Genomic DNA, 24611 nt, shown 5'->3' on the forward strand with positions numbered 1-24611 from the left:
CGACCTGTGCGGGTCCGGTGATGTGGTGAGGGGTGTCGGCATGTCCTCTGATCTGCGGGGTCCGGATCCGATGAGGGCCGGCACGTCCCGCGAGCTGCGCGGCCTCGATCCGATGAAGGCCGGCACGTCCCGTGATCCGCGCGGCCTCGACCCTACGGGGGCCGCCGGTACGTTCCGTGATCCGCGTGGTCCCGCCCCCACGGGGGCCGCCGACACATCCCCCGCCCCACGCGCCCCCGCCCCCACGAGAGCCGACAACCCGCCCCCCGACCTGCGTGGCCTCGTCGACCGGGTCCGGTGCGGCGGCTACGGGCCCGACCCCGCCGCCCTCCGGGTCTCCGTCGCCTTCACCACCCATCAGGCCGTCCGGCACGACGGCCGGGGTACCGGCTACCGCAACGAGGTGCTCAGCCTGCGGCTGGCGGAGGCCGTCGGCTCCTGTGCCGTCGAGCCCGGCACCCTGCCCGACAGCGCGCCCGGCGACTGCGTGGGCGCCGATGTGGCGAGCCTGCTGGACCACCCGCTGGCCCCCGTCCGGATCGCCGCGCTCGACGCCTACCTTCTGCACACCCACCCGCACACCCCCGCCCACGGCGCCCGGCCCGTGCCGCTGCCCGCCGGATCCTCCCTGCACAAATCACGCGCCCGCGCCAGGGCCGTCGTAGAACTCCTCGAACTGCCCGCCGGGGCCACCGTCCTGGTCGTCGGGGTCGTCAACTCGCTGCTGGAGGCACTGCGGTCGCGTGGACTGCGCTATGTGCCCTGTGATCTGAAGGGGGGCCGCACCGAGTGGGGAGAGCCTGTCGCCGTCGATGCCCTCGCCGCCGCCGACGACTGTGACGCGCTGCTGGTCTCCGGCATGACCCTCGGCAACGGCACCTTCGACCCGCTGCGCCGCCACGCGCTCGCCCGGCGCAAGCAACTCGTCCTGTTCGCCCAGACCGGCAGCGCGATCCTGCCCCGTTTCCTGGGGTACGGGGTCAGCGCCGTGTGCGCGGAACCGTACCCCTTCTTCTGGCTCGACGGTGGGCCCGGCGTCCTCCACCGCTATCGTGCCCAGCCGCCCGGAGCCCAGCGATGACCCTCACCGACCTGCGACCGCTGGCCCGCCCCGAACTGCTCGGGCTGCTCGGCCGGACACCCCTCGCCCGGATCACCGCCGGGCTCCCGCAGCCGCACCCCGGATTCTGGGCCAAGCTCGAAGGGCTCGGAGCGGGCGGCATGAAAGCGCGGGCCGCGGTGTCGATGCTGCTCGGCGCCCGTGAGCGCGGCGAACTGCACCCCGGCGCCCCGGTCGTGGAGTCCACCTCCGGCACCCTCGGCATCGGTCTCGCCTTCGCCGGACAGGCCCTCGGCCACCCGGTGGTGCTGGTCGGCGACAGCGAACTGGAGCCGTCCATGCGGCAGTTGCTGCACATGTACGGCGTCCGGCTGGAGATCGTGGACCGCCCGGCCGCGCGGGGCGGCTGGCAGGCGGCCCGGCTCGCCCGGGTGCGCGAACTGCTCGCGGTACTGCCCGGCGCCTACTGGCCCGACCAGTACAACAACCCCGACAACACCACCGGCTATGCCTCGCTGGCCGCCGAACTCGCCGTCCAGCTCGACCAGCTGGACATCCTGGTGTGCAGCGTCGGCACCGGCGGCCACAGCGCCGGACTCGTCGCCCCGCTGCGCGCCCACTGGCCCCGGCTGCGGCTCGTCGGCGTCGACGCCACCGGCTCCACCATCTTCGGCCAGCCCGCCCGCCCCCGGCTGATGCGCGGCCTCGGCTCCAGCATCCATCCGCGCAATGTGGCCTACGACGCGTTCGACGAGGTCCACTGGATCGGCCCCGCCGAAGCCGTCGACAGCTGCCGCAGACTCGCCCGGGGCAGCTTCGTCACCGGCGGCTGGAGCACCGGCGCGGTCGCCCGCGTCGCCGCCTGGGCCGCCCGCGTCCATCCCGGCGCGGTCGTCGCCACCGTCTTCCCCGACGGCCCGCACCGCTACCTCGGCACGGTCTACGACGACGACTTCACCACCGCCCACGGCATCGACCCGGCCGACGCCGCCACCCGCCCCGTGGAGATCCCGCACCCCCACGCCGCCGAGGCCACCGGCTGGGCCCGCTGCACCCGGGTGACCGACCCCCTCGCCCACACCGCCCGGAGCGACACCCCATGAGGACCACCCTGCGCACCGAGCGCCTCACCCTCGCCGAACCCCTGCGCATATCCCGCTCCACCATGACCGCCCGGGACACCGTCTGGCTGACCGTCGAGCACGACGGGCTGCGCGGCCACGGAGAAGCCGTCACCAGCGTCTACTACGGCCTCGACACCGCCACCCTCCACCGGCACCTCACCGCGCCGGGCGTGCACCGCTTCCCGGACCCCGAGACCGCCCTCGAAGCACTGGGGGCGGGGGAGTGGGCCGGTGCCGACACCCCGACAGAAGACACCCCGCCCGCCGTCACCGCCGCCGTCGGCTCCGCGCTGCTGGACCTCGTCGGCAAGCGCGCCGGACGGCCCGTGCACAGCCTGCTCGGGGCACCCGAGACCCCGGTCGCCGCCACCGCCCGGACCATCGGCATCACCGACCCCGCACGGGCCGCCGCCACGGCACGCACCCTCGCCTCCCACGGCTTCCGGGTCATCAAGCTCAAGGCGGGCACCCCCGACCCCGAGGACGACCTCGCGCGCGTCCGGGCCGTTCGGGACGCCGTGCCCGGTGTACGGCTGCTGCTGGACCCCAATGGCGCCTGGAGCGTGGCACGGGCAAAAACGTTGCTGCCGCGCTGGGCCGACCTGGGGGTCGAGGCTGTGGAACAGCCGATCGCGCCCGGCGATCCGGAGGGGCTGGCCAGGCTCGCCGAACGCTCACCCCTTCCCGTCATCGCCGACGAGGACGCGGTCAGCCTGGCCGACGTCCACCGGCTCGCCGGGCGGGTGCACGGGGTCAACGTCAAACTCGCCAAGTGCGGGGGCGTGCACGCTGCCCTGCGGATCGCCGAGGCCCTCGACGGCAGCGGTACGGAGCTGATGCTCGGCTGTCTCACCGCCAGCACCCTGGGCCTCGCCCCCGCCGTCCACCTGGCCGACCGGGCCCGCTGGGCCGACCTCGACGGCCATCTGCTGCTCGCCCACGACCCATGGACCGGGATCGGCGGCACCGACGGCCTCGTCCGCGCGAGCGACCGGCCCGGGCTCGGCGTCGAGGAGGCACGGCCGCGATGAGGACCCTGCACGAGATACGCCGCTTCCCCCTCGCCGTACGCCTCCTGCTGGTCAATCAGCTCGGCGTGAACATCGGCTTCTACCTCCTCGTCCCCTACCTGGCGACCTACCTCACCGAGAACCTCGGAATGTCGGCGGCGGTCGTCGGGGTCGTGCTCGGGGTGCGCAACCTCAGCCAGCAGGGGCTGTTCCTCATCGGCGGCTCCGCCTCCGACCGGCTCGGCGCACGCGGGGTGATCATCACCGGGTGCGCGCTGCGCACCGTCGGCTTCGGGCTGTTCGCACTCGGCGACGGGCTCACCGTCCTGCTCGCCGCGTCCGTGCTCAGCGGGCTCGCGGGGGCACTGTTCAACCCGGCCGTACGGGCCTATCTGGCGCGGGAGGCGGGGGAGCGCACGGCGGAGGCGTTCGCCCTGTTCAACGTGTTCGCCACGGCCGGGGCGCTGCTCGGACCCCTGCTCGGCGGCCTCCTGCTGCTCATCGACTTCCGTACCTCCGCGCTCACCGCCGCCGGGATCTTCGCCCTGCTGACCGTCGCCCAGGCCCTCGTCCTGCCCGCCCGGCAGGTCGCACCCGGCAAGGGCGGACTGCTCGCCGACTGGCGCGAAGTGCTCGGCAACCGGAGTTTCCTCGCCTTCGCGCTCGCCCTGGTCGGCATGTTCACCCTGGAGAACCAGCTCTATCTCCTGCTGCCCGCCGGAGCCCGCCAGGCCACCGGGTGGGACGGCGCCGCCGGGCTGCTCTTCGCCGTCGGCACCCTCGCCAACCTCGTCCTCCAGCTCCGGATCACCCGCGCCCTGAAGCGGCGCGGCAGCCGGGGCCGCTGGATCGCCACCGGACTCGCCCTGATGGCACTCGCCTTCCTGCCCCCCGCCTGGCTGAGCGGCACCCCGGACAGCACCGGGGACGCCGTGCTGCGCGCCCTGCCCGTGCTGCTGGGCGCCCTGCTCCTGTCCCTCGGCCTGATGATCGCCCAGCCCTTCGTCATGGAACTGATCCCCGGCTTCGGCCGCCCCGGCCTCACCGGCACCTACTTCGGGATCTTCTACGTCGTCTCCGGCATCGCCGCCGCCCTCGGCAACACGCTCGTCGGCTGGGCCATGGACACCGGCGCGGGCGGCGTCGGCTGGCTGCCGTGGCTGTGCTGCGCCCTGTTCGGGCTGGCCTCCGCGCTCGGGGTGGTGTGGCTGCGGCGGCTCGACGTACTGCCCACGCCCGCGCGGACCGCCGTACCGGCCACGGCGTGAGCACCGGCATTGCGGCCACGGCGTGAGCACCGCAGTACCGGCCACGCCCGATCACATGAAACGCCCAGAACGGCCAAGGAAGAGGAGGAGACACCGTGTCCGCGCCGCCCAATCTGCTCACCGACCACCCCGCCCTGTACGAGGCCCGTTTCCCCGACCCCGACCGGCTCGCCGGGCGCTGGGCCGAGGACTGTCTTCGCCGTCACGGAGCCGGACGCCGGGTCCTGGACCTGGGCTGCGGCACCGGCCGGGACGCCGCCCACCTGCATCGCGGCGGCCGTACCGTCACGGGTGCCGACCTGTCCGAGGCGATGCTCCGATACGCCCGCACGCACCACGCCGGGCCCGTCTACGTCCCCGCCGACCTGCGCGGCTTCGCGCTGGGGGAGTTCGACGCCCTGCTCTGCCTGGACAGCGCGCTGCTGTACTGCCACACCAACGACCAGCTCGCCGGGGCGCTGGCCTCCTGCCGCCGGGCGCTCGTCCCCGGTGGGCTGCTGGTCGCCGAGATGCGCAACGGCGCCTATTTCCTGGGCCGTACGGAACTGCTGGACACGCCCACCGTGCGGTCGTTCACCTGGCAGGGCACCGTCCACCGCGCCACGACCACCCTCACCGTCGACCGCACCGCCCAACTGCTGCGCCGGGTCCGGGTCTGGACGGCGGGCGAGGGGCCGCCCCCGGTCGAACAACGCTCCGCCTGGCGGCTGCTGTTCCCGCAGGAACTGCGCGCCCTGCTCGCCGCGCACGGCTTCGAGGTGCTCGAACTCCACGACGGCCCCGGCCCGCGCACCGAACCGCCCTGGCACGAGGGCCGCTCCCCGGGCACCGACGCGGACGCGGACCGGCTGCACGTGGTCGCCCGCCGCACCGGACCGGCCTGCTGACCCCCCACCGATGACCCATGACCGACAAGGAATCCGCATGCACATCGACCGTTTCCCCGGCCCGCGCCGCCGTGGCTTCCTCGCCGCCACCGGGGCCGCCGCGCTCGCCCTCACCGGCTGCGGCACCGGGGGGAGTACCGCCGAGGACAAGGGCGACGGCACACCCCGCAAGGGCGGGCGGCTGCGCGCCGCCTTCGCCGGGAGCGGCGCCAGCGAGACCCTCGACCCGCACCTCGCCAACCTGTTCCTCGATGTCGCCCGCGCCAAGGCCCTCTTCGACAAGCTCGCCGACTACGGACCCGACCTCTCCGCCCGCCCCCGCCTCGCCGAGTCCTGGGAGTCGAGCCAGGGCCTCGACCGCTGGCAGGTCACCCTGCGCGAGGCCGGCTTCCACGACGGCCGTCCGGTCACCGCCGCCGACGTCCTGCACAGTTACCGCCGGATCGCCGACCCGAAGCAGGCGTTCCGCGCCAAGGCGTCCCTGGAACCCATCGACCTCGACGCGAGCCGCGCGACCGGTGAGCGGAGCATCGACTTCGTGCTGAAGCGGCCGACCGCCGAATTCCCCAATGTGCTGGCCGCGTTCGGCGCGTACATCGTCCCCGAGGGGGCGGACGACTTCGACCGGGCGCCGATCGGCTCCGGGCCCTTCCGGTTCGGGTCCTTCGACCCGGGCCGCTCCGCCGTGCTGCGCCGCTACGACGACCACTGGGAGGGCGCCCCCTACCTGGACGAGCTGGAGTTCCTCGTCGCCAACGAGGAGTCCGCGCGCGTCAACGCCCTGCTCGGCGGCCAGATCGAGTACGCCCATGAACTCAACCCCACCACCGCCCGCGCCCACGAGGGCAAGGGACAGATCGAGATCGTGCGGCTGCGCAACAGCGCCATGCAGGCGTTCGCCATGAAGACCGACCGGCCGCCCTTCGACGACCCCCGGGTGCGCCAGGCGTTCTTCCTCATCGCCGACCGCGAGGAACTCCTCCAGGGCGCGCTCTCCGGCGCGGGCGAGATCGGCAACGACCTGTTCGGCAAGGGCTACGCGTACTACGCCGACAGCCTGCCGCAGCGCACCCAGGATCTCGACCGGGCCCGCGCCCTGCTCAAGGAGGCCGGAGCAGAGGATCTGAAGGTCACCCTCGACACCTCCTCGGTCGCCGCCGGATTCACCGAGGCCGCCGGGATCTTCCGCGACCAGGCCGCACAGGCGGGCGTCACCGTGGAGGTGAAGATGGGCAGCGAGGACTCCTACTGGAGCGACATCCTCGACTCCGGCACCCTCGCCTGCTACCGCTCCGGCGCCATGCCCATCGAGGCCCATATCTCCCAGCGGCTGCTCACCGACTCCTCCACCAACGCCACCAAGTGGGCGCACCAGGACTTCGACGCCCTGTACCGGCAGGCCCAGTCGACCCGCGACGAGCAGGACCGGGCGGCGGTCTACGAGCGGATGCAGCGCCGGCTGTACACCGAGGGCGGGTTCCTGGTGTGGGGCTTCGCCGACTGGATCCTCGGCACCGCCCGCACGGTCCGCGGGGTCGTCCCCGAGGCACCCGCCAACACCCTCGACTGGGCCCGCTTCGACAAGGTCTGGCTCGCGTGAGGCACAGCCCCTGGCGTTCGTTCGTCGCCCGGCGGCTGCTGCTCGGCGTGGCGCAGACGGCGGCCGTGGTGCTGCTGGTGTTCGCGCTCACCGAGGCGCTGCCGGGCGACGCGGCGGTGGCGCTGGCCGGGGACCAGCCCGACCCGGCCCGGATCGCCGCCATCCGCGAGGCCATGCACCTGGACCGCCCGGCCCATGAACGCCTCGCGCGGTGGGCGGCGGGCCTCACCCACGGCGACTTCGGCACCTCCCTGGTCTCCGGCCGCCCGGTCTCCCAGTACCTGACCGACGGCTTCGGCCCCACCCTGCTCCTCGCCGGGCTCACCCTCGCCCTGCTGATCCCGCTCGGCTTCGGCCTCGGCGTCCTCGCCGCCCGCCACGAGGGACGGCTCACGGACCGGCTGATCAGCTCCGGCACCCTCGCCGTGTACGCGGTACCGGAATTCGCCCTCGGCGTGCTGCTGGTGACCGTCCTCGCCCTGCGCCTGGGCTGGCTGCCGCCGACCGCCGTCGGGTACGGCACCGACCTGCTCGCCCATCCGGCGGTGCTGGTCCTGCCGGTGCTGGTGCTGCTGTCCCGCCCGGTGTGCTCGATCGTGCGCCTGGTCCGGGCCGGGATGATCGAGGCACTCGCCGCCCCTTACGCCGTGCACGCCCGGCGGTACGGCATCGGCGGCGCCCGCGTCCGGTACGCGCACGCGCTGCCCAACGCCCTCGCCCCGGCCGTGCAGCAACTCGCCCGCACGGTGGACTGGCTGCTGTGCGGGGTGATCGTCGTGGAGGCGCTCTTCGTGATCCCCGGGCTCGGCACGCTCCTGCTGGGCGCGGTCGCCGAACGGGACGTGCCGGTGGTGCAGGGGCTCGCGGTGGTGTTCGGGGTGCTGACGGTCGTCCTCAACCTGGGCGCGGACCTGGTGGCCCACCGGCTCACCCCACGGGCGGGGGTGGCGGCGTGACGATGACCTCGGCGGGCTGGGAGACGCCCTCCCGGGCGACGACTTCCAGGCGACGCTTCCTCCTCGGCGCCGGACTCCTCGCCGTCCCCCTCCTCCTCGCCCTGCTCGGGCCGTTCCTCGCCGGGGAACCCGGCCCCCGGGCCGCGTCCTTCACGCTCGGCGGCGGGCACTGGCTCGGCACCGACTTCGTGGGGCGCGATGTGTGGCGCCAGGTGCTGCACGGCGGCCGTCCGGTCGTGCTGACCGCGCTCGCGGCGACCGCCCTCGCCTACGCCGTCGCGCTCCCGGTCGGTCTGGCCGCCGCGCTCACCCACCGGCGGCTCGTGGAGGAACTCCTGATGCGGCCACTGGACGTGGTGCTCGCCGTGCCCTCCCTGCTGCTGATCCTGCTGGTGGCGTCGCTGGTCACGCCCGGGGCGACGGGGCTCGCGCTGCTGGTCGCGCTGGTCAATGTGCCGGACGCGGCACGGATCGTGCGGGCCGCCGCCGCGTCGGCCGCCGCCCGGCCCGCCGTCGAGGCGCTGCGGATGCAGGGCGAGACCTGGTGGCGCATCGCCGTCGGCCATGTCGGCCGGTCCCTGCTGCGCACCCTCGCCGCCGACGCCGGGACCCGGCTGACCGGCGTCCTCTACCTGGTCGCCACGGCCGCGTTCCTGGGCGTCGGGGTGGCGCCGGACGCGGCCGACTGGGCCGTCATGGTCGACCGCAACCGCACCGGGCTGTTCGTCCAGCCCTGGGCCGTGGTCGTGCCCGCCCTGCTGATCGTCGCGCTGACCATGGGCACCAACCTGCTCTTCGACGCGGCACTGGAGAACCCCGGCGGACGCCGGGCACGGAAGGGACGGCACCTGTGAGCGGCGGCGACGGCGACGGCGACGGCAACGACATCGGCGCCGGGCCGCCCCCGCCGCTCGCCGAGATCCGCGGCCTGCGGGTCGAGATCGACGGGCGGGCGGTGGTCGACGGGGTGGACCTGCGGATCCTGCCGGGCCGGGTGACCGCGCTGGTCGGCGCCTCCGGCAGCGGCAAGACCACCACCGGCCTGGCCCTGCTCGGCGCCCACCCGCCCGGCGCGCGGGTGTCCGGCGAGGTGCGCACGGCGGCGGACGGCCGGGTCGGCCACATCCCCCAGCACCCGGCGGAGGTCCTCAACCCCGCCCGCCGGATCTCCGTGCTGCTGGACGACATCGCCCGGACCCGGGTACGGGAGCTGCCCCGGGCGCGGCGGCGGGCGGCGGCCCGCGAGCATGTCCTCAAAGCCCTGGAGGACGCCCAGCTCACCGACGTACGAGGGCTGCTGGACCGCTACCCGCATCAGCTCTCCGGCGGCCAGCAGCAGCGGGTGGTACTGGCCCAGGCCCTGCTCTTCGGCGCCCGGATCGTCGTCGCCGACGAACCCACCACCGGGCAGGACCCGTTCACCAAGAGCCGGATCGTGGACGAGCTGGCGGCCGTCGCGGCGCGCGGCATCGGGGTGCTCCTGCTCAGCCATGACCTGGACGTGGTGCGCGCGCTGGCCGACGAGATCCTGGTGCTGCACGAGGGCCGGGTCGTGGAGTCGGGCCCGGCGGCCCGCCTGTGGACGGCCCCCCGCCACCCATGGACCCGCCGACTGCTCGACGCCCACGTGAGCGCCCCCGCGCCCCCGGATCCCACCCCCGTACGCCCGCACCCGGAGGACCCCACCCCCACCCCCACCCACCCCCTCCTGGAGGTGCGCGACCTCACCGCCCGGCACCAGCACACGGCCGTCCTGCGGGTGCCCCGTCTCACCCTGCGCGGCGGCGAGTGTCTGGCCGTCGCGGGGCGTTCGGGCAGTGGCAAGACCACGCTGGGCCGGTGTCTGGCCGGGCTGCACCGGGACCATGACGGTCAGCTGCTCCTGGGCGGCGAGGCGCTGCCGCGCGGGGTGCGGCGGCGCGGGCGGGAGCAACTGGCCGCCGTGCAGTACGTGTTCCAGGACCCGGCGGCCGCCTTCGACCCGTTCCGGCCGGTCCTGGACCAGGTCGCCCGGACCGCCGTACGGCTGCGCCGCACCGACCGGCACACGGCCGGGGAGGAGGCCCTGGCGACGCTGGAGCGGCTCGGCATCCCGCCCGCCACGGCCCGGCGCCAGCCGGAGGGGCTCTCCGGCGGGGAACTCCAGCGCGCCGCCCTCGCCCGCGCCCTGCTCGCCCACCCCCGCGTGCTCATCTGCGACGAGATCACCTCGGGGCTGGACACGGTGACCCGGCGCGGCCTCCTCGACGTGCTGACCGGGCTGCTCCGGGACCGGGACGGTCTCTCCCTCGTCCTGATCACCCACGATCCGGACACGGCCCGGCTCGCCGACCGGATCGCCGTGCTGGACGCGGGCGAGATCGTCGCGCAGGGCCCGGCCCGGCGGATCCTCGCCGGGCCGCTGAACCCCTTCACCGTGGCGCCGGGCGGCGGGCGGGCTCAGGGGCGGGAGGTGAGATACCCGCCCATCGTGCGGAAGTAGTCGGTGGCCGCGTACTCCGTGCCGTCGTCCGTCCGCACCCGCCGCACCAGCAGGCCCGGGTGGCGCCCGGAGTACGCCTCCGCCCCCGCGACGATCACCACGCCGTCGCCCTCGCGGATGAAGATCCGGCCCGGGGTGCCGCCGTAACGGCCCTCGGAGACCGCCGCCGACACGATCCGCAGCCGCTCGCCGCGATGGAAGGCGTACGCGTTGGGATACGGGTCGGACTGGGCGCGCACCAGCCGCTCCAGGCGCTCGGCCGGCCAGCTCCAGTCGATCCGGCTGTCCTCGGCCGACCGCTTGTGGAAGAAGCTCGCCCTGGCCCGGTCCTGCGGCAGCCAGCGCCCCGCGTCCCGCCCGGCGCCGATCAGATCGAGCGACTCGCGCACGATCGGGGCGATGAGATCGACGGTCCGGTGGAACAGATCGGTCGCCGTGTCCGCCGGACCGACCGGCACGGACCGCTGCACCAGGATGTCCCCGGCGTCCAGCGCGCCGTTCATCCGGTGCGCGGTCACCCCGACCCGTTCCTCCCCGTTGATCAGCGCCCAGATCAGCGGGGAGAACCCGGCGTACGAGGGCAGCAGCGAGTCATGGACGTTGAGCGTGCCGTGCGGTGGCAGGTCGAAGACCTCCGGGGGCAGCCAGGTGCGCCAGTTGTTGGCGACGATGATGTCCGCGCGGGCCGACCGCAGCGCGTCGAGCAGCTCCGGGTCGTCGGGGCGGTTGCGCAGCAGGACGGGTATGCCGTTCTTCTCGGCGAGTTCGGCGACCGAGTCGTCCCAGATCTTCTCGTAGGCGTGCTCGCTCTTGGGGTGGGTGACCACGAGAACGGGCTCGTGGTCGGAGTCGAGCAGGGCCTGGAGCGTGCGATGGCCCCAGGTCTGGTACCCGAACATGGCGACACGCATGACGTGTTCTCCCCTCCGGCGCGACAGCTCCGGTACGACATTGCAAGGTAAGGCTTACCTTAACTAACAACGGTCGTCCGGAGGGAGACCATCACCGGCCCGCGCGTGAGGGATCACATCGGCCCGCACACGAGGGATGCAAGACATCACACCGGCCCGTACGTGAACCGCCCGCCCGTCATCGTCGCGTGCACCGGCATCCGGCGCAGCGTCGCCGCGTCCGCCTTCAGCGGATCCACGTCCACCACCACCAGGTCCGCCGGGTCGCCCGCCCGCAGCGCGCCGCGGCCCCGGGCCGACGCCGTCAGCGCGTCCCGCACCGGGACCCGCTGCTCGGGATGCCAGGCCGGGCGCCCGTCGTCCGTGCGGTGCACCGCCGCCGCGATGCCCACCCACGGGTCCAGCGGCGACACCGGCGCGTCCGAGCCGAACTCCAGCCGGGCACCCGCCGCGAGCAGCGCGCCGTACGGGAAGGCCCGTCCCGTCCGCCCGGCCCAGTGCCGGTCCGCCACGTCCCGGTCGTCGAGCGCGTGCGCGGGCTGCACACCCGCGGTCACCCCCAGCGCCGCGAACCGCGGCAGATCCGCCGCCGACAGCAACTGCGCGTGCTCGATCCGGCCCCCGCACGCCGTCTCCGCGAAGGCGTCCAGGGCCAGGGCGTTGGCGCGGTCGCCGATCGCGTGCACGGCGGGCGTGAGGCCGTGCTCCGCCGCCCGCCGCATCAGCCGCACGAGTTCGTCGTACGACGTCTCCTCGATGCCGTACGCCTCCGCCGTGCCCGTAAGGCCCGGGTACGGCTCGTGGCACAGCGCCGTACGGGTGTTGAGCGAACCGTCCGTGAACAGCTTCAGCGGCCCGACCCGCACCAGCCCCCCGGTGCCGGGCAGCGCGTCGCCCGTGCGGTGCCCGGCGGCGAGCGCCGCGTCCAGGTACGCCGGGTAGACCGCCGCGTCCACCCGCACCGCCGGTGTCCCGGCCGCCGCCCGGCGTGCCCAGTCGGTGACGTTGTCCGCGAAGTGGAAGTCGATGACCCCGCTCACCCCGCGCGCGGCGGCGGCCTCGCACGCCTGTGCGATCCAGCCGTCCAGCACCTCACCCGGCACCTCCGGCAGCGCCGACACCGCCCGGAAGGCGTCCCCCTCCCGCAGCAGCCCCGTCGGATGCCCGGCCCACCCGACCAGCGCCAGGCCCGCCGAGTTCAGCCAGGCGGCATGCAGATCCCCGCTGACCAGCGCGACCGGCCGCTCCGGGCACACGGCGTCCAGCAGCGCCTTGTCCGGCACATCGGGCCACAGCCCGTCCCGGAACCCGTACCCGATGAGCACCTCGGCGCCGGAAGACCCCGCCGCCCGCTCCCGTACGGCGTCCCGCTCCCGTACGGCGTCGGCGACCGCCCGCGCGGAGGTCAGCCCCGCCAGATCGAGCCGGTGCCGCACACTCGCCCACTGCCCCAGATGCACATGCGCGTCCCACAGCCCCGGCAGCACGGTCCGCCCGTCCAGATCGAGTACGGGGCCGTCCGCGCCGGACGCCGGGCCGGTCCCGTCGGACGCCGGGGCGTCGATCGCGCCGATCGCGGCGATCCTGCCGTCCTCGATGCGCAGGGCGGTCAGCGGACCGCCCGCGCCCAGGCGGGCACGGGTGAGGGTGAGCGTGAGGCTGGGCGTGAGGCTGGGCGGGCCGTCGGGGCTCGTCAACGGATCTCCTGGAGGGAAGGCGGATGGGGGGTCAGCCGAGCGCGCGGTCCAGGTTGAAGGCCGCGCTGATCAGGGCGAAATGGGTGAACGCCTGCGGGAAATTGCCCTGCTGCTCACCCGTGTGGCTGATCTCCTCGGCGTACAGACCGAGATGGTTGGCGTACGTCAGCATCTTCTCGAACGCGAGCCGGGCCTCGTCGAGCCGTCCGGCGTGCACCAGCGCCTCGACGTACCAGAAGGAGCAGATGGAGAACGTGCCCTCGTCGCCGCGCAGCCCGTCCGGGCTGGCCACCGGGTCGTAGCGGTAGACGAGGGAGTCGGAGACCAGGTCGTGGGTGAGGGCGTCCAGGGTGGACAGCCATTTGGGGTCGGTGGGGGCGATGAACTTGGTCAGCGGCATCATCAGCACCGACGCGTCCAGCACATCACTGTCCTCGTACTGCGTGAACGCCTGGCGCCGCTCCGACCAGCCATGGCTCATGATCCGCCGGTAGATGACGTCACGGACCTGCTGCCAGCGGGCGTGATCGGCGGGCAGCCCGCGCCGGTTGGCCATCCGGATGGCCCGCTCGATCGCCACCCAGCACATCAGCCGGGAGTACAGGAAGTTCTTCCGGCCGCCCCGGGTCTCCCAGATGCCCTCGTCCGGCTGGTCCCAGTGCTCGCACACCCAGTCCACCAGCGCGCACACGTCGTCCCACTGGTCGCTGGAGACCGGTGTGGCCCATTTGTCGTAGAGGTAGACCGAGTCGATGAGGGCGCCGTAGATGTCGAGCTGGAGCTGATCGGCGGCGGCGTTGCCGATCCGGACCGGCGCCGAGCCCTGATGGCCCTCCAGGTGACCGAGTTCGCGCTCCGGCAGATCCGTGCGGCCGTCGATGCCGTACATCACCTGGAGCGGGCCCGAGAGTCTGCCGTCGCCCGGAGTGATGTGCCGGGTGACGAACTCCATGAACGCCCCGGCCTCCTCCGTGAACCCCAGCCGCAGCAGCGCGTACACACAGAACGCGGCGTCGCGCACCCATACGTACCGGTAGTCCCAGTTGCGCTCGCCGCCGAGCTGCTCGGGCAGGCTGGTGGTCGGCGCGGCCACGATGGCGCCGGTCGGCGCGTAGGTGAGCAGCTTCAGGGTGAGGGCCGAGCGGTGCACCATCTCGCGCCAGCGGCCCTTGTACTGAGAGGCGGACAGCCAGCGCCGCCAGTACGTCACCGTCGTCTCGAACTGCGCCTGGGCCTCACCGGCGGCGCAGGTGCGCGGCGGCACCCCGCCGCTGTCCTGGTCCAGCGCGAACACCGCCGACTCGCCCTCGGTGAGCTTGAACTCCGCGCGCGCGTCGGGCCCGGCGACCTCCAGCGGGACCGTCGACGTCAGTGCCAGCGACAGGTCCTCGGACGCGAACACGGCCCGGCCGGACTCCAGGCGCAGGGTGTGCGGCCGGGTGCCGTAGTCGAAGCGCGGCGCGACCCGGGCCCGGAACCCCACCGTGCCCCGGACGCAGACCACGCGCCGGATCAGCCGGTGCCGCTCCGCCTCCAGGGGGTGCCGGGCCGAGTCCCCGCCGACCGGCATGAAGTCCTGCACCTCGCCGACGCCGTCCTCGGTGAAGAAACGGGTGATCAGGACGTTGGTGTCCGGGAAGTAGAACTGCTTGGTCCGGGCCTCCCCGATCGCCGCCAGCTCGAAGGCGCCGCCGCGCTCGGCGTCCAGGATCCCGGCGAACACGCTCGGCGAGTCGAAGGAGGGGCAGCAGTACCAGTCGATCGTGCCGTCCGAGCCCACCAGGGCGACGCTGCGCAGATCGCCGATCAGCCCGTGCTCGGAGATCGGCACGTACCGGGTCCCGCCCCCGCCCAGGTCCCCGATCCCGGTTCTGTTCCCGGTTCCGTGCCCGCCCCCGGTCGCCGCATCGGCCATCCCAGCCTCCCTCGACGGGCTACCCCGAATAGCTGTTCCAGCGTACGGCGTGCCGGGGAGAGGGGGCGGTCGGACCGGAGGCGGCCACCGCGGCGATCGCACCCCGCCGGACCGGCGCCCCGGCGTCCGCCGCGCCCTCACACCGCCAGCACGGCCACGCCCGCGTCCTCGAACCGCCCTACCGTCTCGTCATCCACCGCCGCGTCCGTGACCAGGGTGTTCACCGACTCCACACCGCAGATCCGGGCGAAGGCGCGGCGGCCCAGCTTGCTGGAGTCGGCCGCGACGACGACCCGCTCGGCGCGTTCGCACAGGAGGCGGTTGACCGCCGCCTCGGCCTCGTCGTGGGCGGCGGCGCCATGGGTGACGTCGAAGGCGACGACACCGAGGACGGCGATGTCCAGGGTCACCTGCGAGAGCACGCCGTCGGTCAGCGGGCCGATCAGCTCGTAGGACTGGGCGCGGGCCACCCCGCCGGTCACCACGATCTTGAACTGAGGGCGGACGGCCAGCTCATTGGCGATGTTCAGGGCGTTGGTGACGATCGTCAGCGCGGGGGAGCCGGTGGCGAGATCGCTGCGGACGGCGAGCGCGCGGGCCACCTCCGTGGTGGTCGTGCCGCCGGTCAGCCCGACCGCCTCCCCGGGCGCGACGAGAGCCCCGACCGCCTTCGCGATCCGCTGTTTCTCGGAGGCCCGGCGCGCGGTCTTGTAACGCAGCGGCAGTTCGTACGACACCCCGTGCACCACCGCGCCCCCACGCGTGCGGACCAGCATCTGCTGCTCGGCCAGCTGGTCGAAGTCACGGCGGATGGTGGCGGCCGACACCGCCAGCGCGGACGCGGCCTCCTCGACGTCCAGCCGGCCCCGCTCGACGAGCAGCTCCAGCAGCGCTTTCCAGCGGGCGTCGCGCGACATCCGCACCTCCAGCCGAACCGTTCCCCGATCGTCGGGCGACCCTAGCGCAGCCGCCTGTGATCCACCCGGTCGCATGCTTGATGATGCTTGAAATCTCACGGTACCTTGCAGGAATGCGCATCTTAGGGGTACGTGCCGCAGGAATACGCGTCGTCGCGCGGAGGGGGTACGGGGCATGACCCACGTCGAGGACGAGCTGAGCAGCCAGCCGGAGTGCTGGCGGCGCGCGGCGGAACTGGCGCCCGGGTTCCGCGCCGCCCTTCCGGCACCCGGGGAGCGCGTCGCGGTCGTCGGCTGCGGCACCTCGTACTTCATGGCCCAGGCGTTCGCCGCACTGCGCGAGAGCGCGGGCGCGGGGGAGACCGACGCCTTCGCCGCCTCCGAGTTCCCCACCGGCCGCGCCTACGACCGGGTCCTCGCCCTCACCCGCTCCGGCACCACCACCGAGGTGCTCGACCTGCTCGGCCGGCTGCGCGGCACCGCCCGTACCACCGCCGTCACCGCCGACCCCCGCACGCCGGTCATGGGCGCGGCGGACGAGGCGATCGTGCTCGACTTCGCCGACGAACGGTCCGTCGTGCAGACCCGGTTCGCCACCACCGCCCTCACCCTGCTCCGCGCCCACCTCGGCCTGCACCCCGGCACCGCCGTCACCGACGCCCGCACCGCGCTCGCCACCGGCCTGCCCGAAGGGCTCGCCGACTGCGAGCAGTTCACCTTCCTCGGCCGTGGCTGGACCGTCGGCCTGGCCAACGAGGCCGCCCTGAAGCTGCGCGAGGCGTCCCTGTCCTGGACGGAGGCGTACCCGGCGATGGAGTACCGCCACGGCCCCATCAGCATCACCACCGAGGGCCGCGCCACCTGGATGTTCGGCGAGGCACCGGAAGGACTCGCCGCACAGGTACGGGCGACCGGCGGGCTGTGGATCGCCGGGGACCGCCTGGACCCGCTCGCCGAACTGGTCCGCGCGCAGCGGCTCGCGGTGGCGGTCGCGGCGGCCCGCGCACTGGACCCCGACAGCCCCCGCCACCTCACCCGCTCGGTGATCCTCACGCCGTGAGCGGACCCCGCCTCCCCTCCCCGTCGCCGGGGAGGGACCCCCACCGTGCCCCTGGCCACCACCGGTGACCTCGTCAGCCGGTCCGCCAGGGCCGCCCGTCAGCGCGTGACGGCCCGCCCGTGGCCCGCTGCCGCCCTCCGACGGCCCGGCCGGGGCCGCCCCCTCCGCGCCGGCCCGCCCAGGTCGCCGTCCCTCACCGCTTGACCGCCCGCAGCACCACGAACTTCGGATCGCCGGCGATCACCTCGCTGTTGCCGAACACCCGCCGCAGCCGCACGTGGTAGCCGAGATGCCGGTTCCCCACCACATACAGCTCCCCGCCCGGCCGCAGCACCCGTCGCGCCCCGGTGAACATGCGCCACGCCGTCGCGTCGGTCGTCGCCTGGTGGGTGTGGAACGGCGGATTGTTCAGCACCAGGTCCGCGCTGTCCGAGGCCACCCCGGCCATCCCGTCCCCGACCCGGAACTCGGCGTGCCCCGGCACCCCGTTCACCTTGTACGTCGCCGCCGCCGACGCCACCGCCTGGTACGACTCGTCCACGAACAGCACCTCGGCGTCCGGGTTCGCCAGCGCCACCGACGTACCCACCACCCCATTGCCGCAGCCCAGGTCCACCACCCGCCGCACGCCCCGGGTGACCGGAAGATGGGCGAGGAAGAACCGGGTGCCGATGTCCAGCCGCTCGGCACAGAAGACGCCCGCGTGGTTGACGACGGTGTGCCCGGAGGCCGGTCCGACCCCGTCCGGCAGGGCGTACCGGTACGGCCACGGGCTGACCGGCCGCCGCCGCCCCGGCTCCGGCACGCACAGGATCAGCCGGGCCTTCTGCTCGGCGAGCGAGGTGCGGGTCGGCCCGATCACCGTCTCGAACAGCTTCAGCGTCGAGGTGTGGATCTCCTTGACCATGCCGGTCCCGATCACGACCGTGTCCCGGTGCAGTGCGGGCGCCAGCCGCAGCAACTGGTCCTCCAGCAGCGCCAGGCTCTTCGGCACCCGCACCAGCAGCACATCGATCCGCTCCGGCGGCCGGTCCCGCGTGGTCAGCAGCCGTACCGTGCCCGGCGGTGCCCCGGCGCGCGCGAGATTGGCCCGGGTCGCCTCCTGCGCCAGGAACGAGTCCGTGATCTGGGTCGGGCCGTGCTCCGCGAGCGCGGTGACCAGCGCGCCCCAGCGGTCGCCGACGACCACCACGTGACCGGTCAGCGGGATCTCCCGGTCCGCCAGCTGCCGCAGCAGATAGGCGTCGGCGGCGTCCCAGGCACGCAGCCGGTCACGCGGGTCCTCGGGGAAGCGGGACAGCGCGAACGTGCCCCACGGGGTCGTCATACGGTCGTTCATCGCCGCCAAGGCTAGCGGAACCGCAGCTCAGGGCCGGTGGGGGAAGGCGGTCTGCCCAGGGCGGCGCAGGTCACGCGGAAGGCGGGGAGGGCTGCGGGAGACTGGGGAGGGCTGCGGGAGACTGGGGAGGGCCGGGGAGGGCCGGCAGGAACTGGGGGAGACCGGGGGAGACCGGGGAGGACTCGCGACGGCATGGACGGTCACGACAGCGGGCTGTTTCCCCGCGAGCGCGCCGAGGTCGCGCCCGGCGCGGTGCACGTGCCCGACTGGCTCACCCCCGAGCGGCAGACCGCGCTGCTCGCCGCGTGCCGCGACTGGGCCCGGCCGCCCGCCGGACTGCGTACGGTCCACACCCCCGGCGGCGGCACCATGACCGCCCGCCAGGTCTGCCTCGGCCTGCACTGGTACCCGTACGGCTACGCCCGCACGGCCGTCGACGGCGACGGGGCGTCCGTGAAACCCTTCCCGGCCTGGCTCGACCGGCTCGGCCGGGCCGCCGTGACCGACGCGCTCGGCCCGCGCGCGGTGGCCGCCGAGCCCTACGACATCGCCCTGATCAATTTCTACGACGGCGACGCCCGCATGGGCATGCACCGCGACAGCGACGAACGGTCCGCCGCGCCGGTCGTCTCGCTCAGCCTCGGCGACACCTGCGTCTTCCGGTTCGGCAACCCCGGGACCCGCACCCGCCCGTACACGGACGTGGAGCTGCGCAGCGGTGATCTGTTCGTGTTCGGCGGGGCCTCGCGGCTCGCCTTCCACGGGGTGCCGCGTGTCCATCCGGGCACCTCGCCGCCCGCCCTGGGGCTCGCCGGGCGGCTGAACATCACAATGCGGGTCGGCGGCCTGCCCTTGACGGCCCTCTGACCGGCGGATCATGGGAGACTCGCCCTCATGAGCGGCAAGGCGGGCCCCCGGCGGCCGGGGGACGGGACCCCCTCCAGGACGCGGCTGGACCGGGGGCGCGGCGCACTCGGCCCCGCACTGGAACTGGTGCACACCGGACGGGCACCCACCCGCGCGGTACTCACCGCGGAACTCGGCGTCACCCGCGCCACGGCGGGCGCGGTCGCCGCCGAACTGGAAGCACTGGGCCTGATCCATGTCGACGCCCGCCCCACCGCGGCCGGTGGCTCCCAGGGCCGCCCCTCGCACCGCCTGGAACTCGCCGAGAACGGACCCGTGGCCCTCGCCGCCCAGGTCCACGCCGACGGCTTCCGCGCCGCGCTGGTCGCCCTCGGCGGCCGGATCGTCGCCACCGCCCCCGGCTGCGAGGCCGTCGACGCCGACCCGGCGAAGGTGCTGGGCTCGGTCGTCGAGGCGGGCGCGGAACTGCTGCGCGCGACCGGCCGCCGCTGTGTCGGCGCCGGGCTCGCCGTCCCCTCCGCCGTCGCCGAACCCGAGGGCCTCGCCCTCAACCCGCTGCACCTGGACTGGCCCCCCGGCTCACCGGTCCGCGAGATCTTCGCCGAGCAGGTGCGGGCCGCCGGGATCACCGGCCCCGCCTTCGCGGCCAACGACGTCAACCTCGCCGCGCTCGCCGAACACCGGCACGGCGCCGGGCGCGGCTCCCGCGACCTGCTGTGCGTGGCCACCGGGCACCGCGGGGTCGGCGGCGCGCTGGTGCTCGACGGGCGGCTGCACACCGGCAGTTCGGGCCTCGCCCTCGAAGTCGGTCATCTCACCGTCAACCCCGAGGGCCGCCCCTGCCACTGCGGCAGCCGCGGCTGCCTGGACGTCGAGGCCGACCCGCTGGCTCTGCTCACCACCGCGGGCCGCGCGCCGGGACCGGTGGTGTCCCTGCTCCAGCAGGCCAACGACCTGATCCGGTACGAGTACGCCGACCCGGGCGTCCGCGCGGCCGTCGGGACCCTCGTCGACCACCTCGGCCTCGGGCTCGCCGGGCTGGTCAACATCCTCAACCCGGACCGGATCATCCTCGGCGGCCTGCACCGCACCCTCCTGGACGCCGACCCCGAGCGGCTCCGCGCGGTCGTCGCCGACCGCAGTCTGTGGGGCCGCAGCGGGGTCGTGCCGATCCTGCCCTGCACGCTGGACTTCAACAGCCTGGTGGGCGCCGCCGAACTGGCCTGGCAGCCGGTACTGGACGACCCGCTGGCGGCGCTGGCGGCGGCCTGAGAGGCCCCTCTACCTGTACCTGAGGGGCCCCTCGGCGTGAGAGGCCCCTCTCCCATGCCTGAGAGGCCCCGCTACAGGGACGCCCCGCCGTCGATCACCAGGTCCGTGCCCACCAGCGACGCGGCGGCGTCCGACGCCAGATACAGCACCGCCTGCGCCACCTCCGGCGTCGTCGACACCCGGCCCAGCGGTGACGCCTCCTTCATCCGCGCCGCCCGCTCGGCCTCCGTCTCCCCGGGGAACAGCGACATCGTGGTGTCGGACGCGCCGGGGCTCACCGCGTTGATCCGCACCCCCTCCGCGATGTGCTCCAGCGCGGCCCCCCGGGTCAGCGAGGTGACGGCGGCCTTGGTCGCCGAGTACCCGGTCGTGCCCGGCAGTTGCTTGTGCTGTCCCAGGTTCGCGGAGACGTTGACGATCGCCCCGCCGCCCGGCTGGGTCCGCATCCGCCGGATCTCCGCCGCCATGGCGAGCAGTACGCCGGTCACATTGATGTCGAGGACCCGCCGCCAGTCCGCCTCGGACAGCTCGGTGATCGGCCCGCCCTGGAAGACGCCCGCGTTGTTCACGGCGACATCGAGTGACCCGAACCGCTCGACCACCGCGGTGACCAGCGCCTCCACCTCGACGCTCCGGGCCACGTCGGCGACCTGCGCGACCGCGCTCCCACCGGCCTCCCGCACCAGCGCGACGGTCTCGTCCAGCGCGGCCCGGCCCCGCCCGGCGACCACGACGTTCGCCCCCTCGGCGGCGAACGCGAGCGCCACGGCCCGGCCGATCCCGGAACCGCCCCCGGTGACGAGCACGGACCGGTCGGCGAAACGGTGGAAGGACAGGGAGGACAGAGAGGTCATGAATGAACTGCCTTTCGTGAGTGGAGAGATGAGCCGGGAAGGCGAGAGAAGAGATCAGGTGGGGTGAGGGAGGCACCGTGGTGACCCGACGCCGAAAGGTGCCGCTCCTACGGCGGAGGCCGGGCCAGACCCGCCGCGCCGCCCGCCGCCACCGCGAACACCCCCGCCGCCACGGCGAGGCTCACCGCGTCGCTCCCGGCGGCCAGCAGCACCGCGAAGACGACGGTCGGCCCGGTCTCCATCGCGGTGTTGTGCACACCCCCGGCCAGCCCGGTCCGCTCGGCGGGCACCCGGTCGGTGGCGAGCACGGCGGCCCCGGCGAAGGAGGCGGCGGCCCCGGCCGGCAGCAGTACAAGACCGGGCAGGACGCCATAGCCGTACGCGACTTCCGGATCGAGCCCGGTCAGCGCGAGCAGTCCGAGCCCGGCCGCGCCCAGCGCCAGCCCGCCCGCGGTGACCGGGCCCGCCCCGTACCGCCCCACCAGCCGCCCCGCCGCCCGCCCGGAGACGAGCAGGGCGACGGCGAAGGGCACGAACGCGGCCGAGGTGCGCAGCGCCGACCAGCCGCGTTCCTCCTGGAGGAAGAGCGAGAACAGGATGAACACCGTGCTGGTTCCGGCGGCGGTGAGCGCGGTCGCGACCAGACCGGCCGCGCGCCGCCGGTCCCGCAGGAACCCCGGCGGCAGCAGAGGGTCACGCGTCCGGCGTTCGACGGCGGCGAACAGGACGAGCAGGGCGGCACCGGCCAGGAGCGGGCCCAGTACCCGGGCGGAGCCCCACGACCACGCGTCGGTGACCACCAGGCCGTAGCTGGCGGCGATCAGCCCGCCCGTGGCCAGCACGGCACCCGGCACATCGAGCCGCCCGCCCCGTCCGGGCCTCTCACCCCTCGGCAGCATCCGGGGCGCCAGCACCAGCGCGACCACCGCGACGACGGCCGGGACACCGAGTGCCCAACGCCAGGACAGCAGCGCGGAGATGACCCCGGAGAGCAGATTGCCGGCCGTGGCGCCGAGCACCGACAGCCCGCCCCAGGTGGCCATGGCCCGGCGGTAGGCGGCCGGTTCGGGGTGCAGGGTGCGTAGTACGGCCATGGCGGCGGGGGCGATCACAGCCGCTCCGGCGCCCTGCGCGAACCGTGCCGCGAGCAGCGCCTCGTATCCCGGGGCGAGCGGGGCGGCGACCGACGCGGCGGCGAACAGCCACAGTCCGCCGATCAGGGTCCCCCGGCCGCCGTGGCGGTCCGCGAGCCGTCCGCCGAAGAGCAGCAGTCCGGCGAAGGTCAGCCCGTAGGCGGCGCTGAGCAGGATCAGTTCGTCCCGGCCCAGGCCGAAGCGGCGCCCGATCTCCGGCAGCGGGACGGCGATCGAGGCCAGCGTGAAGATCAGGGTGACCTGGAGGGAGCCCAGGAGCGGGAAGACACGGGTGCCGCCGAACCGCGGCCGGTCCGCTGCGGAGTCGCCGGTGAGCGTGCTCATGAATCCCTTTCCGGAACGAACGTTCTACTATTTGGCCGAGCGAGGCCGCCCCGCATCCAGGGAGGGGGCGGCGGGCGGCGGGATCAGTCCAGCAGGGTCAGTGCCTGGTCGGCCGCGTCCCGGACCCGGCCCGGGTCGGACGACGCCTTGCCCACCACCCGCAGCCCCTGTATCAGCACCAGCAGCATCCGGGCGAGCGCGCGCGGGTCCCGGTCCCCGGGCAGTTCGCCCTGTGCCTGGGCGCGGACCAGCGCCGAGTGCAGCAGGGTCTCCGTGTGCTCCCAGCTCAGCTCCACCCGGCGGGCGGCCCCGGTGTCGTGCGGCGCCAGCTCGGCCGCCGTGTTGGTGACCAGGCAGCCGATCGGCCGGCGGGCCTCGTCCGCGGCCTCCTCGGCGAACCTGCGCACCACCGCCCGTACGGCGGGCAGCGCCGGGCCCGGCTGGGACAGGGCCCGGGTGAGCCGCGGGTTGTGGGCCTCGCCGTAGCGGTCCAGGGCCTTCAGGAAGAGGTCGCGCTTGTTGCCGTACGTCGCGTAGATGCTGGCGCGTCCGATGCCGAGGTGCTCGACCAGCTCCGCCATGGACGTGGCCTCGTAGCCCTGCCGCCAGAACAGTTCGAGGGCGGACTGGAGGACGGTGTCCGGGTCGAATTCCTTGGTCCTGGCCATGAGAACGACGCTAGGCGATACAAGAACGATCGGTCAAATGGGAGAGGGATCCCTCAGCTGCTCCTGGCGGCCCTCTCCAGCTCCTCCGCCGGGTACGGGGTGTCCGGGCTGATGTCATGGACCCGGCCGTAGAAGTCCGTCAGCACGGCGGCCAGCGGTGCGTGCCGGACGATGAGCGCCCTGATGCCCGGCGGACCGGCCGGGGGCTCGGCGCCGCCCGCCACCGCGTGGATCAGCGCCTCACGCTCCTTGCGCTCAAGGCCGTACACCGCCGTGATCAGCCAGTTCACCAGCCAGCTGAGCATGTAGCAGTGGTCGTAGGAGCGGTGGTGCGCGAAGAAGGCGGACTCGGCCGGGGACAGGGCGAAGCGCTCGGAGACGGCGAGGCCGAAGTCCGCGAAGTACAGCCGCCGCCCATCGGTCAGGATGTTCCGGAAGTGGGCGTCGAAGTGCAGCAGGCCCTCGGCGCCCATGAACGCCGCCCCGGCCGTCAGTTCCCGCTCCACCAGCGCCGCGGCCCGGTCGGCGCGCTCCGCACCGGCCGCCACCTCCTCGGTGAGCCACTCATGGAGGGTTCGCGGGAGGTACTCCATGAACACCGCGAGGCTCGCCGGGGGGTGCCGGAGCGCCTCGATCCGGTGACGGATCTCCGCGCCGCCGCCGAAGTAGGCCACGGCCCGCTCCACATCGGCGAGTTCCTCCGGCAGCCGCTGTGGCGCCGCGTCCGGCAGCACCCGCCAGTGGTACATCAGCGGGAACCCCGCGTACCGCCCCGCCAGGACCCAGTCCGTGGTCATCGTGTGCGCGGCCAGCTCACGCCAGGTGCCGAACCCCGGGCTCATGACGCCGTACTGGCAGAAGGCGGGCAGCCCGAAGACATTGGCCGTGGAGCGCCGATGTTCCGGGCGCAACTCCCGTTCCGTGAGTGGCACCCGCTTCACGAAGACCGGCGTGCCCGCCACCTCCAGCCGCGCCGCCGTCCCGCCGATCCCGGCCCCGAGCGGCACGGCCGACTCCAGCAGCTCACCCAGCTCGCGATCCCCGCGCAGGGCGAGGGCCGTGGAGACGGCTGCGTACGCGGACCGCCGCGCCTCGGCGTCGGATGTACCAGGTGTGTCGGGGGTACCAGGTGTATCGGGGGTATCGGATGTGCCGGGTGTGCCGGGTGCCTCAGACGCGCCGGATGTCATGCCGTCCCCACCACCGGATAACTCGACGTCAGTGGCCGCCCAGCCTATGCCGGGGT

General features: G+C 74.2%; 21 protein-coding genes. 12 read left to right on the forward strand and 9 right to left on the reverse strand.

The features are described 5' to 3' along the window. Positions 1-271: 271 nt before the first annotated feature. The 9 genes from ACFRFC_RS05020 (at position 272) to ACFRFC_RS05060 (ending at position 10387) form a co-directional block, all read left to right on the forward strand. On the forward strand, positions 272-1081 hold the full coding sequence (locus ACFRFC_RS05020; RefSeq protein ID WP_382683756.1) for a Rossmann-like domain-containing protein: 810 nt from the start codon (positions 272-274) through the stop codon (positions 1079-1081). Beyond that, positions 1078-2163 (forward strand): PLP-dependent cysteine synthase family protein, encoded by a 1086-nt coding sequence (locus tag ACFRFC_RS05025; RefSeq protein ID WP_382683315.1) that lies wholly within the window; start codon positions 1078-1080, stop codon positions 2161-2163. Before ACFRFC_RS05020 ends, ACFRFC_RS05025 begins: the two co-directional genes overlap by 4 nt. Beyond that, on the forward strand, positions 2160-3215 hold the full coding sequence (locus tag ACFRFC_RS05030) for a dipeptide epimerase (protein ID WP_382683312.1): 1056 nt from the start codon (positions 2160-2162) through the stop codon (positions 3213-3215). Before ACFRFC_RS05025 ends, ACFRFC_RS05030 begins: the two co-directional genes overlap by 4 nt. Beyond that, positions 3212-4462, forward strand: coding sequence for an MFS transporter (locus ACFRFC_RS05035; protein ID WP_382683310.1), 1251 nt, complete (start codon positions 3212-3214; stop codon positions 4460-4462). Before ACFRFC_RS05030 ends, ACFRFC_RS05035 begins: the two co-directional genes overlap by 4 nt. Positions 4463-4557: 95 nt before the next feature. Further along, positions 4558-5349 (forward strand): class I SAM-dependent methyltransferase, encoded by a 792-nt coding sequence (locus ACFRFC_RS05040; RefSeq protein ID WP_382683307.1) that lies wholly within the window; start codon positions 4558-4560, stop codon positions 5347-5349. Positions 5350-5386: 37 nt separating this feature from the next. Further along, positions 5387-6949, forward strand: a complete 1563-nt coding sequence (locus ACFRFC_RS05045) for an ABC transporter substrate-binding protein (RefSeq protein ID WP_382683305.1) — start codon at positions 5387-5389, stop codon at positions 6947-6949. After that, positions 6946-7905 (forward strand): ABC transporter permease, encoded by a 960-nt coding sequence (locus ACFRFC_RS05050; RefSeq protein WP_382683302.1) that lies wholly within the window; start codon positions 6946-6948, stop codon positions 7903-7905. Before ACFRFC_RS05045 ends, ACFRFC_RS05050 begins: the two co-directional genes overlap by 4 nt. 2 nt (positions 7906-7907) lie before the next feature. Beyond that, positions 7908-8759 carry an ABC transporter permease subunit gene (locus ACFRFC_RS05055; protein WP_382683753.1) on the forward strand — a complete coding sequence of 284 codons (852 nt, stop codon included), beginning with the start codon at positions 7908-7910 and terminating at the stop codon, positions 8757-8759. Next, a complete protein-coding gene (locus tag ACFRFC_RS05060) occupies positions 8756-10387 on the forward strand; it encodes an ABC transporter ATP-binding protein (RefSeq protein WP_382683299.1) in 1632 nt (543 codons plus the stop codon). Before ACFRFC_RS05055 ends, ACFRFC_RS05060 begins: the two co-directional genes overlap by 4 nt. Here the strand turns inward: ACFRFC_RS05060 and ACFRFC_RS05065 are convergent. From ACFRFC_RS05065 to ACFRFC_RS05080, 4 genes are all read right to left on the reverse strand, one after another. Continuing rightward, positions 10345-11298 carry a methionyl-tRNA formyltransferase gene (locus tag ACFRFC_RS05065; protein ID WP_382683296.1) on the reverse strand — a complete coding sequence of 318 codons (954 nt, stop codon included), beginning with the start codon at positions 11296-11298 and terminating at the stop codon, positions 10345-10347. The genes ACFRFC_RS05060 and ACFRFC_RS05065 overlap by 43 nt on opposite strands. 146 nt (positions 11299-11444) lie before the next feature. Further along, entirely contained in the window at positions 11445-12995 is a 1551-nt protein-coding gene (locus ACFRFC_RS05070) for an amidohydrolase (protein ID WP_382683293.1), read from the reverse strand. 31 nt (positions 12996-13026) lie between these two features. Beyond that, complete coding sequence (locus ACFRFC_RS05075; RefSeq protein ID WP_382683290.1) at positions 13027-14910, reverse strand: glycoside hydrolase family 15 protein; 1884 nt, start codon at positions 14908-14910, stop codon at positions 13027-13029. 137 nt (positions 14911-15047) lie between these two features. After that, entirely contained in the window at positions 15048-15827 is a 780-nt protein-coding gene (locus ACFRFC_RS05080) for a DeoR/GlpR family DNA-binding transcription regulator (protein ID WP_382683288.1), read from the reverse strand. 175 nt (positions 15828-16002) lie between these two features. On the opposite strand from ACFRFC_RS05080, the gene ACFRFC_RS05085 reads away from it, so the two are divergent. Beyond that, positions 16003-16887: an SIS domain-containing protein gene (locus ACFRFC_RS05085; protein ID WP_382683284.1), complete on the forward strand. Its 885-nt coding sequence runs from the start codon at positions 16003-16005 to the stop codon at positions 16885-16887. A 193-nt stretch (positions 16888-17080) separates the two neighbouring features. On the opposite strand, the gene ACFRFC_RS05090 is transcribed toward ACFRFC_RS05085, so the two are convergent. Next, entirely contained in the window at positions 17081-18214 is a 1134-nt protein-coding gene (locus tag ACFRFC_RS05090; RefSeq protein ID WP_382683751.1) for a methyltransferase, read from the reverse strand. 204 nt (positions 18215-18418) lie between these two features. Here ACFRFC_RS05090 and ACFRFC_RS05095 point away from each other — a divergent pair, with 204 nt between their 5' ends. Together ACFRFC_RS05095 and ACFRFC_RS05100 are read left to right on the forward strand one after the other, a co-directional pair. After that, positions 18419-19093: an alpha-ketoglutarate-dependent dioxygenase AlkB family protein gene (locus ACFRFC_RS05095; RefSeq protein ID WP_382683282.1), complete on the forward strand. Its 675-nt coding sequence runs from the start codon at positions 18419-18421 to the stop codon at positions 19091-19093. Between the two features lie 27 nt (positions 19094-19120). Continuing rightward, the gene (locus ACFRFC_RS05100) at positions 19121-20365 is read left to right on the forward strand and encodes an ROK family protein (protein ID WP_382683280.1); all 1245 of its coding nucleotides are present in this window, start codon (positions 19121-19123) and stop codon (positions 20363-20365) included. A gap of 71 nt (positions 20366-20436) precedes the next feature. Here ACFRFC_RS05100 and ACFRFC_RS05105 read toward each other — a convergent pair whose 3' ends face one another. From ACFRFC_RS05105 to ACFRFC_RS05120, 4 genes are all read right to left on the reverse strand, one after another. Then, positions 20437-21219: an SDR family NAD(P)-dependent oxidoreductase gene (locus ACFRFC_RS05105; protein WP_382683278.1), complete on the reverse strand. Its 783-nt coding sequence runs from the start codon at positions 21217-21219 to the stop codon at positions 20437-20439. A gap of 107 nt (positions 21220-21326) precedes the next feature. Beyond that, positions 21327-22697, reverse strand: a complete 1371-nt coding sequence (locus tag ACFRFC_RS05110; RefSeq protein ID WP_382683275.1) for an MFS transporter — start codon at positions 22695-22697, stop codon at positions 21327-21329. An 83-nt stretch (positions 22698-22780) separates the two neighbouring features. Next, complete coding sequence (locus tag ACFRFC_RS05115; protein WP_382683273.1) at positions 22781-23365, reverse strand: TetR/AcrR family transcriptional regulator; 585 nt, start codon at positions 23363-23365, stop codon at positions 22781-22783. A gap of 53 nt (positions 23366-23418) precedes the next feature. Then, positions 23419-24555: a protein kinase family protein gene (locus ACFRFC_RS05120; RefSeq protein WP_382683270.1), complete on the reverse strand. Its 1137-nt coding sequence runs from the start codon at positions 24553-24555 to the stop codon at positions 23419-23421. Positions 24556-24611: the final 56 nt, after the last annotated feature.

Source organism: Streptomyces sp. NPDC056734 (genome assembly GCF_042790455.1).
GTDB lineage: Bacteria > Actinomycetota > Actinomycetes > Streptomycetales > Streptomycetaceae > Streptomyces.

Bases quoted from the DNA above. Each gene is read 5' to 3' on its own strand.
- ACFRFC_RS05025 (WP_382683315.1), top strand. From the start codon at position 1,078: ATGACCCTCACCGACCTGCGACCGCTGGCCCGCCCCGAACTGCTCGGG.
- ACFRFC_RS05030 (WP_382683312.1), top strand. From the start codon at position 2,160: ATGAGGACCACCCTGCGCACCGAGCGCCTCACCCTCGCCGAACCCCTG.
- ACFRFC_RS05035 (WP_382683310.1), top strand. From the start codon at position 3,212: ATGAGGACCCTGCACGAGATACGCCGCTTCCCCCTCGCCGTACGCCTC.
- ACFRFC_RS05045 (WP_382683305.1), top strand. From the start codon at position 5,387: ATGCACATCGACCGTTTCCCCGGCCCGCGCCGCCGTGGCTTCCTCGCC.
- ACFRFC_RS05055 (WP_382683753.1), top strand. From the start codon at position 7,908: ATGACCTCGGCGGGCTGGGAGACGCCCTCCCGGGCGACGACTTCCAGG.
- ACFRFC_RS05065 (WP_382683296.1), bottom strand. From the start codon at position 11,298: ATGCGTGTCGCCATGTTCGGGTACCAGACCTGGGGCCATCGCACGCTC.
- ACFRFC_RS05075 (WP_382683290.1), bottom strand. From the start codon at position 14,910: ATGGCCGATGCGGCGACCGGGGGCGGGCACGGAACCGGGAACAGAACC.
- ACFRFC_RS05080 (WP_382683288.1), bottom strand. From the start codon at position 15,827: ATGTCGCGCGACGCCCGCTGGAAAGCGCTGCTGGAGCTGCTCGTCGAG.
- ACFRFC_RS05085 (WP_382683284.1), top strand. From the start codon at position 16,003: ATGACCCACGTCGAGGACGAGCTGAGCAGCCAGCCGGAGTGCTGGCGG.
- ACFRFC_RS05090 (WP_382683751.1), bottom strand. From the start codon at position 18,214: ATGACGACCCCGTGGGGCACGTTCGCGCTGTCCCGCTTCCCCGAGGAC.
- ACFRFC_RS05095 (WP_382683282.1), top strand. From the start codon at position 18,419: ATGGACGGTCACGACAGCGGGCTGTTTCCCCGCGAGCGCGCCGAGGTC.
- ACFRFC_RS05100 (WP_382683280.1), top strand. From the start codon at position 19,121: ATGAGCGGCAAGGCGGGCCCCCGGCGGCCGGGGGACGGGACCCCCTCC.
- ACFRFC_RS05105 (WP_382683278.1), bottom strand. From the start codon at position 21,219: ATGACCTCTCTGTCCTCCCTGTCCTTCCACCGTTTCGCCGACCGGTCC.
- ACFRFC_RS05110 (WP_382683275.1), bottom strand. From the start codon at position 22,697: ATGAGCACGCTCACCGGCGACTCCGCAGCGGACCGGCCGCGGTTCGGC.
- ACFRFC_RS05115 (WP_382683273.1), bottom strand. From the start codon at position 23,365: ATGGCCAGGACCAAGGAATTCGACCCGGACACCGTCCTCCAGTCCGCC.
- ACFRFC_RS05120 (WP_382683270.1), bottom strand. From the start codon at position 24,555: ATGACATCCGGCGCGTCTGAGGCACCCGGCACACCCGGCACATCCGAT.